Genomic DNA, 14,618 nt, shown 5'->3' on the forward strand with positions numbered 1-14,618 from the left:
GTTTGCAGTGCATTTTATTACTTGTTTCATACCTTATCAATTATACTGTTTGTGCTATTTTATCTAACTCAGCTATTAGAGAAGTTATCTCTTCTATGCTGGCAGTTATTTCTTCGGAAGCAGAAGCTTGCTCGCCGCTAGAATCCAAAACTGAATTACTTTCGCTTACTATATAATCTATTTTTTCATTAATTTTATTTGTTAAATCTTTGATTTTAGGTACGGAGTTTCTTGATTGTTCGGCAAGTTTTCTTACTTCTTTAGCTACTACACTAAACCCTTTTCCTAACTCGCCAACTCGTGCAGCTTCAATTGACGCATTAAGGCCTAGCATATTTGTTTGATCAGAAATTTGTTTTATAAGCAAGGATACAGAATTAATTTCTTCAGATAATGTATAAATTTCTTTTATGTAGGAGTTAAGCCTAATTTCATTTGAGTGAATTTCTGAGGCTGAAGAAGCTAATTGTTGAATAGCTGAAGATATATTTGTTATGGTGTTGTTTATATCATCTGCCATTTTACGCAATTTAAAAGAATTACTTTTTGGTAATACGATACCAAAAGTTGCAACTAATTCATTTTCATTTTCTTCATCAAAAATAGGATAGGTTATAAAAAGGGTTGGAACTTGCCATTTACTGGCATCAAATTCGGTTATTTGAGGTTCTTTTGTATTTATTACTTTTGTAGCATTATCATTTTCTTTTAGTTGATATCCGATTGGTATCGATGGAATATCAAACTTTTTTGAAGCTTGTCTATAGGCGATTTTTTCTAAATCGCTCATGTATATAAAAGCACCTTCCGGAAACATATCTGAAAGCATTGGAGCAAATTTGTTAAAAGCAGCAGCAACTGGATGAAGATTTGGAAGCACCACAGATACTGCACCTATAGCTTTGTTATCTTCATTTACAACAGGGGTAGAGGTAACAGTTAATCTAATTCCATATAAGGATCTAGGAAATTTTTCCGTGACTGTTCTATTTTCTTTAATTGCTCGAAGAGTAGCGCTTTTACTATTAATTTTTACGCCTACATCAAAAATATCTAAATCAAATTCCTGGGAAGCGGCCTTCCATACAAAAGTATCCTCTTCAATTATTAGATAGATTATGCCACTTGGAATTAGATTCACTTGCATTTCTGCAAAAGCTTTGAAACTTTCTAAATCAGATTTTTTTATAGACATAGCAATTCCTCCATATAAAATAGATATTAAGATTTGTTACGTAATAATATTTCTACATAAACATACAAAATCCTTTTTAAAGTTACATAAAACAATCTAATATTAATGTATAAATAATACATTTACAATATAAAAAGATATTAAAACTTATATTTTATATACATATTAATTATATTAAATAAATTTTTAAAAACGTTGAAATTTATGAGCTGATGATGTTAAAATACTAATGATAATTGGCTATGTTTTAAAAAATAGCATGCCCGCACTAAAGGAATGTTTTAAATCAGTGTAAAAATCAGCACTGATTTAAAACGGAATAATATAATTAAAAGGAGAGAAAAATTTGAAGAATAACAAAGGGATAGGCAGTAAGCTTTATGGATTGATAGCTTTTGTAATAATTTTAATATTAAGCATAAGCACATTTTCCTGGATTACATTTAGAAATTTTGATAAAAATTCAAAGGAGAGATTGCAGACAGCCAATGAATATATAAATTTGGTAGATGAAGCTAGACAAGCTCAAGTATATTTCAAAAAGCAGGTTCAGGAATGGAAGGACACTCTTCTGAGAGGTAATAACTCACAAGATTTTGCAAAATACTATAAGCAGTTTTCTGATGATAATGATAATGTGCAAGCTGAATTGGAAAAACTGAAATCAGATATGTCTAAAGAAGGTTTAGATACATCTTCTGTGGACAATTTATCGAATACTTTAAAAGAGCTGTTTGATAAATATAGCACTGCAATTAAAAGTTATGATGTAAATAATAAGGAAAGCTACAATATAGTTGATACTCTTGTTAAAGGTATAGATAGAAAGCCTACAGACGATATGGATACCTTGGTAAAGCAAATACAGGATAAGGCAAAAATGCAGAGTAAAAATGCCATGCTGCAGGCAGACAATGATTTTAAAAATTTCATAAGAAGTCTTGTAATAGTAGTAATAATAGGAATTGTTTTAACTATAATATTTACTATACTCATAATATCCACCTATAAGAGTATTACTAAATTCATAGAAGAAATTAAATGGTTAATGGAAAAAGCTGAAGATGGAGATCTTACAGTTGAAGGAAAACCATATAGAAAAGATGAGCTTGGAGATTTAATAGAACGGTTTAATATATTTATTAGTAAAATAAAAAATGTAATTTCTGAAGCTAAAAATACAAGTCATGTAGTAGCAGCTTCCTCCAATGAAATAAAGAGCGCTTCCCAGGATGTTAATAGGACAGCTGAAGAAGTATCTCAAACAATTGTAGCTGTGGCAGAAGGCTCGCAAAAACAATCCGAATTAGTTGAAGATAGCAATAATTCGCTTAAAAGTGTTGTATCCAGTATAAACAATATAGCAAAAAATACTTCTCACATAAATAAACTTGCTGATGAAGCAATGCTTTCAGTTAACAATGGAATAGCCAGTTTACAAACTCAAAGCGATAAAATGGATAGTACAAAATACAAAGCAGATAATGTTACAGAAGTTATTTTGGGGCTATCTTCAAAGTCAGAAGAAATAGGGGAGGTAGTAGAGTTTATAAATTCAATTGGAGAACAAACAAATCTTTTAGCTTTAAATGCTTCCATAGAAGCTGCCAGAGCAGGTGAAGCTGGTAAGGGATTTAGTGTTGTAGCAAACGAAGTTAAAAATTTGGCAGAGCAATCACAGAATTCCACAAAAAAGATAAGTTCAATTATGGCAGAAGTACAGAATTATATAAAAAAAGCAGTTGAGGAAGCTGCTGATACAAAGGAATCCGTAAAAAACCAAACTGATGCGCTCAAGCTTACGGATGAGGCTTTCAAGCTTATCAAAAACTCAGTTTCTCAAGTGGCTGACAATATAAAGAAAGTTTCAGAGGAGACAAAAACCATTAATGCTAATGCATCATCCGTGGAGAAATCATTAGAAAATATTGTAAATATTATTGAAGAAAATGCATCTAGCACAGAGGAGGTTGCAGCAGCCTCAGAAGAGGAGACTGCATCCATACAGCAGGTTGGAGAAGCTATAAATAATCTTGCAGAATTATCAATTAAACTTCAAAATTCCATAGATAAATTTAAGGTATAGATTGGATGAAAATATTTTATATTGACATTGATTTTAATTAATGATATTTTGATATTGTAATCAATTAAATTGGTTATATGTAACAATTAATTTATATAATTTGTTTTAGATGGAATTTAAAGAAAGGGTAAGGTATTTGCAGAAATGAGAATGTAATTCGCTTCAAAATTATTTAAAATCATAAATGAGGTTTAATTAAAAACTTTATAGCGATGATTATCGTCGTATGAATTTTATTATTTTGAGAATGGATAGCATTTTTATAGCTGCGTATATTTTACCTGTATTTAATATAAAGGAATGTTTTAAAGAAGTGTAAAAATCAACACTGATTTAAAAGAGAACTTAAAATTTAAATTTATGTAGAAATTTTGTTGATGTAATTGATGTTTTATTAGTTACTTTTAGTTTCTATGTCTATTTAAATTTATATTATAGGCAGTTGTAAGAAGCTATCTTCTCCGGAGAAAAAAGGAGGAGATTTTTTTATGCTTTTAATGGAGTGTAAGAATATAAAAAAGTATTTTGGAAATAGAAAAATATTAGAAATAGAGAGTTTAAAGATATATTCAGAAGATAGAATAGGTATAGTAGGGGTAAATGGTGCAGGGAAAACCACATTGACAAATATAATAAATCAAAGAAATCAGGCTGATGAAGGAATAGTTAAACTATATGGAAAAGCTTCCTATGTATCACAGCTGGAGGAACCTGAAAATAAAAGCATTAATAGCAGAATGTCCTCAAAATTCGGTGCTCCAAGTCTATGGAAAGAAAATATGAGTGGAGGAGAAAAGACCAGATTTAAATTAGCTGAGGCTTTTTCTGATAATACTGATTTGTTATTCGCTGATGAACCCACAAGTAACTTGGATATTGAAGGCATAGAACTTATAGAAAAAATTTTCGCTGAGTATAAAGGAGCATTAGTGATTATTTCACATGACAGAGATTTTCTAGATAAGGTATGCAATAAAATTTGGGAACTGGAAGATGGAAAGGTAAAAATATATAATGGCAATTTTAGTGAATATTATAGTCAGAAAGCTGAGGAATTAAAAAGAAATGAATTTGAATATGAGGAATATATAAAAGAAAAGAAACGCCTTGAGGATGTTATATTAGAATCTAAGCAGAAAGTTAAAAGCATAAGAAAAACTCCCAAAAGAATGGGCAATTCTGAAGCCAGGCTTCATAAGATGGGAGGACAAAAAGCTAAGGCTACAATAGAAAGAGCAGTAAAAAATGTAGAAAAGCGAATAGAAAATTTAGAAATAAAAGAAAAACCTAAGGTTAAAGAAAACATTAATGTAGATATTTCAGAAGAAAGCAAGCTCTATAGTAGGATTATTCTAGAAGGCTATAATATAAGAAAAAAGTTTAATAATAAGATTATTTTTGATAATGCAGAATTTAAAATATATAATGGCAGCAAGGTGGCGCTCATTGGGAGTAATGGATGTGGAAAAAGTACTTTAATAAAGATGATTATGAATAATGATTTCGCTATAAAAATCACCCAAAAGGCAAAAATAGGATATTTCAGCCAGGATATGAGTATTTTGGATGAAGAGCTAAGCATAATCGAAAATGTTATGAAGGATAGCATATATGATGAAACATTTTCTAGAATACTATTATCTAGGCTTCTATTTAAGAGAGAAGATATTTACAAAAATGTTTCTGTGCTAAGCGGAGGCGAGAAAGTTAAAGTTTCTTTGGCAAAAATTTTGCTAAGTGATATTAATATGCTAATACTAGATGAACCAACTAATTATATGGATATAGCTTCATTGCAGGCGGTGGAGAGCGCCCTGAAGGAATATGGCGGAACTCTGTTGTTTGTTTCTCATGATAGGCGGTTTATTGAGTCTATAGCTGATGAAATAATGGTTATAGAAAATAATAAAATTATAAATTTTAAGGGTAGATATGATGAATATTTAGCGAGAAAAGATAAAAGCTCTCATGAGGATAATAAGCACATAAAAAATGAAATATTAATACTCCAAAATCGCATGTCGGAAATTATAGGAAGATTGTCTGCTCCATCGAAAAAAGATGATATTAAAGCTTTAGATAAAGAGTATAATATTTTGGTAGAAAAAATAAAAGCGCTTAAGGAAGCTTTAAAATAGAAATTAATGCTTATTTTAAGGAATGAGTATATCAGAGATTGCATAATTGGTTAAGCATTTTAATACAATTGTGCAATTTCTTAATTCAATGTTTTTTGAATAAGGATATAATAAATAAAGCAACTATAACGCCAAGAACAAAGCCAGAAACAAATATGGCAGTTGCACTTATATGTATATACATTTGAATACCTCCTGTGCCAATAGAAGCAATGAAAAATAGAAATTATATACTATATTATACCATTTATATATTAAATATGATAATAGCTTTAATAAATTAATTAAATAGATTGTATATTTTTTAACAATATTATTGACAAAATAGACAGACTGGTCTATTATTTAATTGTAAGGAAAATTAAATAAAAAATTGGAGGTGATAGGGTGATAAAAAATACCAAAGGTGAACAGTCAAAATATAAACTTATAGAATGCGCTGCAGATCTATTCTTGAAAAATGGCTATAATGCAACAGGTATAAACGATATTTTAGGCTATGCCGGTTTGCCTAAGGGATCCTTTTATTTTCACTTTTCCAGCAAAAAAAATTTAGCCATAGAGGTGGCAGCCTACTTCGAAAAGGAAATAAGTCAATGGATATTGGAAATATCTAAAAATAAAAATTGGAATGAATTTGTTATTGAATTAACAAATCAAATGATATCAGGTGCGGAACAGAATAAACATATGGGATGCCCTTTTGCAGTTCTTGGCTTAGAAATAGCTTTTTCAGAACCTGATATTGCAGAATATTATGCTAAGTCTATGAAAAAACTTACATTAATTTTTACTAATGTATTAAAATTTTCAGGAATACCAGAAGATAAAGCACAAGTTTTAGCTAATAAAGAATTTGCTGTTTATGAAGGACATTTAGTATATTACAGAATAAGTAAAGAAATAGACGCATTAAGAAGGATGCAAAAGGATCTTATTGATATATATGAGGATAATAAGGAGGAATTGTAAATGAGAGAAGTAGTCATAGTTAGCGCAGTTAGAACGGCTATAGGAGCTTACGGAAAAACATTAAAGGATGTACCCGCTGTAGATTTAGGTGCAATAGCAATAAAGGAAGCTGTGAAAAGAGCTGGAATAGAGGCAACGCTGATTAATGAGGTTATCTTTGGAAATGTATTGCAAGCAGGATTAGGACAAAACCCTGCAAGGCAGGCAGCTGTAAAAGCAGGACTTCCTGTGGAAATACCAGCCATGACTGTCAATAAGGTCTGCGGATCTGGGCTTAGAAGTATAAGCTTAGCAGCACAGATTATAAAAGCAGGTGACGCTGATGTGATAGTAGCAGGAGGCATGGAAAATATGTCAAGAGCACCTTTTCTGCTAGATTCAGCTAGATGGGGATATAGAATGGGAAATGCTGCAGCTGTGGATGAAATGTTAAAAGACGGACTATGGGATGCTTTTAATGACTATCATATGGGAATTACGGCGGAAAATGTAGCAGAGCAATGGAAGATTAGCAGAGAAGAACAGGATGAATTTTCTCTTTTATCTCAGCAGAAGGCAGAAGAAGCTATAAAGTCAGGACAGTTTGTAGATGAGATAGTTCCTGTAACAATAAAAACGAAAAAGGGAGAAATAGTGTTTGATACGGATGAATTTCCTAGATTCGGAAACACTATTGAGGCATTAAAGAAGCTAAAACCAATATTTAAGGAAAATGGTACAGTAACTGCAGGAAATTCATCAGGGTTAAATGATGGTGCAGCAGCACTAATTATAATGAGTGCAGATAAAGCTAAAGAATTAGGAATAAAACCTAGAGCTAAGATACTTTCCTATGGATCAGCAGGATTAGATCCAGCAATAATGGGATATGGAGCTTTTTATGCTACAAAAGCTGCATTAGAAAAAACGAATTTAAAAGTAGAAGATTTAGATTTGATTGAGGCAAATGAAGCTTATGCGTCTCAGAGTTTAGCCGTAGCAAAGGATTTAAACTTTGATATAAATAAAGTAAATATAAATGGAGGAGCTATTGCACTGGGACATCCTATAGGAGCTACTGGAGCAAGATTAATTGTTACATTACTGCATGCTTTAGAGAAAAGAGATTTAAAAACTGGTCTTGCTACCTTATGTATAGGTGGTGGACAAGGAACTGCAATGGTTATTGAAAGAATTTAGCTTTAAAACTTATATTTTATAAAAAATGTTTTAAACCAGTGTAAAAGCCAGCACTGATTTAAAACAGAACTATAAAAAAGGTCATGAGAAAATTTAATTTCTTATGGCTTTTTTTATTACAAAATTAAAAACATAGCCTATCGAACTGAATGAAGTTTTAAATCAGTATAAAAATCAACACCGATTTAAAACCATGCTAAAAAATAATAAATTAAGTGGTATATTTTAAAATTATGATATAAATTGAATATTAATCATTATTATGATAAAATTATAAAAAAGTACAATAAATTCAAAAAATAAAGAAAAAATTGTAACATTATTGTATATATTTCACTTGTGACTAATCTATTTAACCTGCTCAATAATAAGTTTGCTAATATAATTTTAAAAATTCTATTAAACAATGAGTTTATCAAGAAATATTCTGAGGGAATCCTATATTTTGAAAATCATAGTAATTGATACATAAGGAAGTGCAATATGAAGCTAGGTGATAATGATCAAAAATATATAAGAGCGCTAAATGGAGCGAATATAGCTGTTTGGGAATGGAATTTAAAGGATGAGAATATGTTTTTTTCTTCTAATGCTCAAGATATGCTTGAAAAGAATTTGAGTGAATTTAATAGTTTGTTTGAATTTATTGATGGGGTTGTTATCAGTGAAGACAAAATGAATGTTAAGCTGGATTTGAATTCATTTATAAGTGGTAACGGTACTGTTTATCTAAGTGAATTTAGAATTGTCACCAGAAAAGGGAAGCTAAGATGGATACTAATTAAAGGGAATACCATAAGAAATTTTCAGGGTGAGCTAGAATTAATGTCAGGAGCCTTAACAGATGTGACCTACAATAAAAAATTAGAAGAGGAAATAGAATATTTAGCTTATTATGACTCTTTAACGGAGCTGCCAAATAGGGTATTGTTCATGAATAACTTAAAAAAAACATTGGAAAAAGCTCAAGCAAGTCATCAAGGAGGAGCTTTGATATGTATAGATATAGATGATTTTAAATTGATTAACGACACTTATGGTCATGATTATGGAGACTTGCTATTAAAAGTATTTTCTAAATTATTAACAACCTTGGTAAGAGGCATTGGAAATGTACATAGACTAGGAGCAGATGAATTTATAATACTTATTAACAATATAAAGGACATAAAAGATATAAGCAATATATGTTATGAAATAATTTATTATTTTAAGTATCCTTTTGAAATTAAAGGAAAGCAGATATATATTACTGCAAGTTTTGGTATAGCCATATTTCCTGATGATTCTGTTAAAGAGTTTGAATTGTACAAATATTCAGATTTGGCTATGTATCAATCAAAACTTAATGGGAAAAACACTATTACTTTTTTTCATAAGTCTATGGCTGAAGAATATTATAGAAAATTGATGATTGAACAAGAGCTGAAGCTAGCCGTAGAAAATGGTGAATTATATATGATGTATCAACCGCAAATTGACAGTGTCAATAAAAAAATAATAGGCTTTGAATCTTTAATAAGGTGGAATAGCAGTAAGCTTGGCTTTGTTTCTCCTGCTGAGTTTATTCCTATAGCTGAAAGCTCTGGAACCATATTAAAAATAGGAGAATGGATATTGAGGACTGTGTGCAAAAAGATTAATTATCTAAAAAGCCAAGGTATTGATTTTGGTATAATGTCTGTAAATATATCGCCCATACAAATTAAAAGAAAAAATTTCATAGATAAATTTCTAGAAATATGCAAGGAAAATTCAGTGGAGCCTTCTTTATTAGAAATTGAAATTACTGAAGGAACTTTAATAGATCTTCATCATTATAGAGCTGAAGTTTTAAATCAAGCCATAGAAAAAGGAATAAAGGTAGCTGTGGATGATTTTGGAACAGGATATTCTTCCCTGACTTATTTAACCGTGCTGCCTATTAATACATTAAAAATAGATAAATCATTTATTGATAAAATAACAAGTGAAAGCAGCAAAGCGGTAGTAAAGACTATTATTGATTTATCTAAAGCCTTGGGATACAAGATTATAGCCGAGGGAGTTGAAACAAAAGAACAATTGGAACTATTGCAGGAACTCGGCGGAAATATAATTCAAGGCTATTATTTTAGTAAACCACTATTAGAAAATGAAGTGGAGGTTTTTAAGATTGAAAAAAACTAATGATAATGATTTTGGAGTGAAGCTTGAAATTTATAAAACTGCTTTTGAGAAGGCAAATGATATAATACTTCTAATGGATTCTAATGGGAAAATTATTGAAGCAAATAATCAGGCGATTACTGTATATGGCTATTCTAAAGAAGAGCTTATGAATATGAATATTTTTCAGATAAGATATTACAAGCAAGATGAATTCGTGGAAAATCAATTTGAAATAGCAAAAATAGAAGGGATACAATTTACTACTTTTCATTGTAAAAAAGACGGATCAAAATTTCCTGTGGAAGTAAATTCTGTAGGAATTAACACAGGTTCTGGAAAGATGCTTATAAGTATAATAAGAGACATAACTCACAGATTGCAAAGTGAAGCTGAATTTAGAAATCTTGCTGCCATTGTTGAGTCTTCAGAAGATGCTATATTGAGCGAAGATTTAAATGGAATTATTACGGCATGGAATAAGGGAGCGGAGAAATTATATGGGTACAGTATTGAGGAAATTGTTGGCAAACATGTTTCTACTATAATACCAAAAGAAAATGTACGAGATGTTGACTTGATATTACGTAGAGTCATTAATGGTATTGGAATGGAAAAATATGAGACTTTAAGGGTAGGTAAGGATGGGAAGATTATAAATGTATCATTAGGGATATCTCCTATTTATAATATGGATAAGAAAATTATAGGTACATCAATCATAGCAAGAGATATAACAGAAAAAATGCAGCAAGAAAAAGCACTAAAAGAAAAATATGAGGAACTTAGCACAGTGTATGAGGAACTTACCGCGGCAGAAGAGGAATTAAGACAGAATTTTATTGAGCTGGAGAAAGCTAAAGATGAGGCAGACAGAGCTAATTTAGCAAAAAACCAATTTTTGGACAGTGTTAGTCATGAAATTAGGACACCTATGAATGGTATAATTGGGATTATAGATTTACTTAGCATCACAGAACTTAATGAAAATCAAAGGCAATATGTAAAAATATTAAAAAATTCCTCAAGATTGCTTTTAGATGTTATAAACAGTGTACTAGATATATCAAAAATAGAAGCAGGAAAATATGAGTTGGACATGAGACCTTTTAATTTGAAAAAATTTTTGGAAAAGGTTACTGCAGAGTTATCAGCAATGTGTACAAGTAAAGATTTAAAGCCTATATACATGCTTGATCCATTGATTGATGAATATCTCCTTGGAGATGAAGTAAAGCTTCATCAAATATTATTAAATATAATTAATAACGCTATAAAGTTTACAGAAAGAGGAGCTATAACACTATCTGCAAAAAAAATAGCTCAGCTTAATGATAGGTTAACATTAGAATTTTCTATTGCTGATACTGGTATAGGTATTAAAGAAGAATTTAAAAAGGATATATTTAATAAGTTCACCCAGCAAGATATGTCTTATGATAAAAAATATTTGGGTTCGGGACTTGGACTTGCTATTTCAAAGGAATTAGTAAAATTAATGAACGGCAATATATGGTTTGAAAGTAAAGAACAGCATGGAAGTACCTTTTATTTTACTGCAGACTTTTTGCTGGATTATTATAAAGGCAGTGATGAAAGAATATATGATAAGGAAATATCAATTGATCTATCAATAGGAGAAAATAAAAAAATTCTTATTATTGAAAATAATGAGATTAGCTTAAGAATAATATGTGATATGATAAAGGAAATAGGATGCGAATTTATATGTGCATATAGTGGAAAACAGGCTTTGAATGTATTAGAAAATCAAGATGTGGATCTTATACTAATGGATATTCAAATGCCGGAGCTAGATGGATTTGAGATTACAAAAATAATTCGGCATAAAGAAAAAAATAAAAAAAAGCACACTCCAATAGTTGCTATGACTGCTTATTTCCTTTTGGCAAACAAGGAAATGTGTGTAGAAGCAGGAATGGATGATTATATTACTAAGCCTTTTGAGATGGATACATTGATAAATATATTACAAAGATATTTATTTTAGTTGACTTATACTTAAAAAATATTTACAATTATACTAATTTGATTTATACAATTAATGTAAAAAATGGGGCAAAGAGGGATAAGAGTGGATAATCTGTTTTTAGAAAAACAATTATACAAAGAAAAAATCAAAGGATTACCTAATTTTTTTGATTTTATGAAAGAAGATATTAAGAAGATATTTGGCAGCAAAGGGAAATTTATTGTATGCAATATATTTAATCTAACAGATATAAATGAAAATTATGGTATTGATATCGGGGATTCATGTATAAGAATATTGATACAAGCAATAGCTAAGATTATGTCTGAAAATGATAAAATATGTTCCTTTAGATTTGGTGCTAATGATTTTTTAATTCCGTTACCGAGTTATTTAAATATAAGGGATGATTACATAAAGGAACAGCTGGAAGATCAATTTAAAAGAGGCATGATTAATTTAGGTTATAAATATTTTAAAATAAATAGCCTGACTATAGAATATGATAAGGAACTTGAATCTGTAGAAGATTTTTACTTTATATTAATTAACAGTTTATTGGCTAAGTCTAAAGAAAAAGAAGATATATATAATTCGGAGAGAGTTATAAAACATATGATATACAATTTTATGACTAATGTTAGAAAAAGTCTTTCTTGTTATAATGATATTCGAGATTTGGCATTAACAGATGATATTTCTGGACTGCCAAATCATAGATCAGCGAAGCTTTATATACAAAAACTGATTGAACAATATGAAAATACTAAGTTAAAATTTAGCTTGTTATTTGTAGATGGTGATGATCTTAGAAGATATAACAAAATAAGCTATGAATCTGGGAATGATATGATCAGGAAGCTTAGTGAAATCATAGGAAATTCTATAAGAACTGAGGACAGAGTTTTTCGCTGGCTTTGCGGAGATGAATTTTTAATTGTTTTATCAGGAATGGAGAAAAAGGAAGCATTGGAAAAAGCAAATATAATTAAGGAAGAGGTTCAAAAGCAGACTAAAGATTATATATATCCGACTACTATTTCTATAGGCATATCAAATTATCCTTTGGACGGCGACTCTATGGAAGATATTATATTGAAAGCTGAAAAAGCTAACAGTGCAGCTAAAAATAAGGGAAAGAATAAAATTATAGTTTGGAATAATGATATTAAAGTACTGTAAAGTGTTGAGAAAGAGATGAGATTTAAATCATCTCTTTTTATTATGTATAAAAAGCATGGATTAAAACATAACTAAAGTAAAGAGTTAAATACGGCAATTTGGGGTGAAGAGATTGAATAAATTAAAAAGAGCAGCAATGATACTTATTATGTTATTTATAATTTTTAAATTTCCATTTTATAATTTGCGGATAAGTTCTGCAGCATCTAAAAATAACAGTCTTTCAATATTGGTTGATTTAAATGATGAAAGACTATATCTAATTGATAAAAGCTCAAATCAAATATTAAAACGATATAGTATAGCTAGCGGAAAATCATCAACTCCATCACCGGTAGGAAGCTGGAAGGTAGTGAGCATGGGAAAATGGGGAGAGGGGTTTGGAACCAGATGGATAGGAATTAACGTGCCCTGGGGAAAGTATGGTATTCATGGCACTAATAGGCCTAATAGCATAGGCAGCGAGGCTTCTCATGGATGCATAAGGATGTTTAATAAGGATATAGAGGAGCTGTATAAGTATGTAACCAATGGAATGCCTGTGGCTATATATGCAGGTACCAATGGTCCTTTTGAAAAAGGCATGAGGATTTTAACTCCGGGATATCGAGGAGCTGATGTATATGAAGTTCAAAGGAGAATGAAAGATCAAGGATATTATCCATATACCATAGATGGAATATATGGAGAAGGTATGAAACACTATGTGATAAAATTCAGAAATGATAATAATCTTCCACTATCTCATGACATAGACTTTGATTTTTATAAGAAATTAGGAATAAGCTTAGTGGATTAAGTAAAACGCAAACACAAACAACTAAATACAACAACAAAACATAAAAATACATGGAATAAATATGCAACTAATGCTATCATTATTATGTGTAACAACAAATAAAAACAAAGTAGGTGGATGAAATGGGAAATAAAGTTATAATGATACTGGTAGATGCATTAAATTATAAAATAGGAAGCTCTGCTATGGGAATTATGAAGCATCTTACAGATAGTAATTTAGCTATAGGCTATAGAATTAAGACAGAGCTTCCAACGCTATCTAGACCGCTTTATGAAACAATATTGACAGGCACACCCTGCTCTGTGAACGGAATATTCAATAATCAAATAGTTAGAAGATCCCATGAAAAAAGTGTTTTTGATTTGGCAAGAGAAAATAGCTTGACTACTGCTGCAGCTGCCTATCATTGGGTAAGCGAATTATACAATAAAGCTCCCTTCAATCCTTTAGAGGATAGAGATCAGGAGGATGAGAATGCAAATATTCAATATGGAAGATTCTATTTTGATGATGCTTACCCCGATAGTCATTTGTTTTTAGATGGAGAGCAGCTTAGGAAAAAGCATGATCCAGATTTCTTATTCATACATCCAATGGGCGTAGACTATGTTGGACATGCACATGGATGCGATTCCAGAGAATATAGAGGAAAAATTATAGAGATAGATAATATACTTGGAAGTTTGGTTCCTTTATGGATAGAACTTGGGTATTATGTTATAATTACCGCTGATCATGGCATGGATTTCTTGGGGCTTCACAATGGCATAGAAGAGGATGAAAGAACAGTTCCGCTTTGGATAGTAAAGAAAAATATTAATAAAGAGCTCTTTAAGAATGAATACAGTCAATTAGAAATAGCACCTCTTATATGCAAACTTCTAGAAATTAATAAATCAGAAAAAATGCTGAATATAGATTAG

Annotated in this window: 10 protein-coding genes; 9 read left to right on the top strand and 1 reads right to left on the bottom strand. The window is 30.4% G+C overall.

The annotated features are described in order from the left end of the window. Nucleotides 1-40 precede the first annotated feature (40 nt). Complete coding sequence (locus tag IAI10_RS04890) at nt 41-1,195, bottom strand: methyl-accepting chemotaxis protein (protein WP_315672161.1); 1,155 nt, start codon at nt 1,193-1,195, stop codon at nt 41-43. Nucleotides 1,196-1,541: 346 nt separating this feature from the next. On the opposite strand from IAI10_RS04890, the gene IAI10_RS04895 reads away from it, so the two are divergent. The 9 genes from IAI10_RS04895 to IAI10_RS04935 all read left to right on the top strand — a co-directional run bounded on the left by IAI10_RS04895 (nt 1,542) and on the right by IAI10_RS04935 (nt 14,618). Next, on the top strand, nt 1,542-3,281 hold the full coding sequence (locus IAI10_RS04895) for a methyl-accepting chemotaxis protein (RefSeq protein WP_315672162.1): 1,740 nt from the start codon (nt 1,542-1,544) through the stop codon (nt 3,279-3,281). Between the two features lie 488 nt (nt 3,282-3,769). Further along, complete coding sequence (gene abc-f / locus IAI10_RS04900; protein ID WP_315672163.1) at nt 3,770-5,419, top strand: ribosomal protection-like ABC-F family protein; 1,650 nt, start codon at nt 3,770-3,772, stop codon at nt 5,417-5,419. A gap of 387 nt (nt 5,420-5,806) precedes the next feature. Beyond that, nucleotides 5,807-6,391: a TetR/AcrR family transcriptional regulator gene (locus IAI10_RS04905; protein ID WP_315672164.1), complete on the top strand. Its 585-nt coding sequence runs from the start codon at nt 5,807-5,809 to the stop codon at nt 6,389-6,391. Further along, nucleotides 6,392-7,570 (top strand): acetyl-CoA C-acetyltransferase, encoded by a 1,179-nt coding sequence (locus IAI10_RS04910; protein WP_315672165.1) that lies wholly within the window; start codon nt 6,392-6,394, stop codon nt 7,568-7,570. Nucleotides 7,571-8,053: 483 nt separating this feature from the next. Next, nucleotides 8,054-9,739 (top strand): EAL domain-containing protein, encoded by a 1,686-nt coding sequence (locus tag IAI10_RS04915; protein ID WP_315672166.1) that lies wholly within the window; start codon nt 8,054-8,056, stop codon nt 9,737-9,739. Next, complete coding sequence (locus IAI10_RS04920) at nt 9,726-11,729, top strand: PAS domain S-box protein (RefSeq protein ID WP_315672167.1); 2,004 nt, start codon at nt 9,726-9,728, stop codon at nt 11,727-11,729. The genes IAI10_RS04915 and IAI10_RS04920 overlap by 14 nt, the downstream gene beginning before the upstream one ends. Nucleotides 11,730-11,813: 84 nt before the next feature. Further along, nucleotides 11,814-12,893, top strand: a complete 1,080-nt coding sequence (locus tag IAI10_RS04925) for a diguanylate cyclase domain-containing protein (protein ID WP_315672168.1) — start codon at nt 11,814-11,816, stop codon at nt 12,891-12,893. Nucleotides 12,894-13,005: 112 nt separating this feature from the next. Further along, the gene (locus tag IAI10_RS04930; protein ID WP_315672169.1) at nt 13,006-13,692 is read left to right on the top strand and encodes a L,D-transpeptidase family protein; all 687 of its coding nucleotides are present in this window, start codon (nt 13,006-13,008) and stop codon (nt 13,690-13,692) included. A 122-nt stretch (nt 13,693-13,814) separates the two neighbouring features. Beyond that, nucleotides 13,815-14,618 (top strand): alkaline phosphatase family protein, encoded by an 804-nt coding sequence (locus IAI10_RS04935; protein WP_315672170.1) that lies wholly within the window; start codon nt 13,815-13,817, stop codon nt 14,616-14,618.

It is taken from the genome of Clostridium sp. 19966 (genome assembly GCF_032335695.1).
Taxonomy (GTDB): domain Bacteria; phylum Bacillota; class Clostridia; order Clostridiales; family Clostridiaceae; genus JACTOJ01.

Excerpts from the sequence above, each read along its gene's own strand:
- IAI10_RS04915 (WP_315672166.1), top strand. The coding sequence starts at position 8,054 with ATGAAGCTAGGTGATAATGATCAAAAATATATAAGAGCGCTAAATGGA.
- IAI10_RS04890 (WP_315672161.1), bottom strand. The coding sequence starts at position 1,195 with ATGTCTATAAAAAAATCTGATTTAGAAAGTTTCAAAGCTTTTGCAGAA.
- IAI10_RS04935 (WP_315672170.1), top strand. The coding sequence starts at position 13,815 with ATGGGAAATAAAGTTATAATGATACTGGTAGATGCATTAAATTATAAA.
- IAI10_RS04910 (WP_315672165.1), top strand. The coding sequence starts at position 6,392 with ATGAGAGAAGTAGTCATAGTTAGCGCAGTTAGAACGGCTATAGGAGCT.
- abc-f (WP_315672163.1), top strand. The coding sequence starts at position 3,770 with ATGCTTTTAATGGAGTGTAAGAATATAAAAAAGTATTTTGGAAATAGA.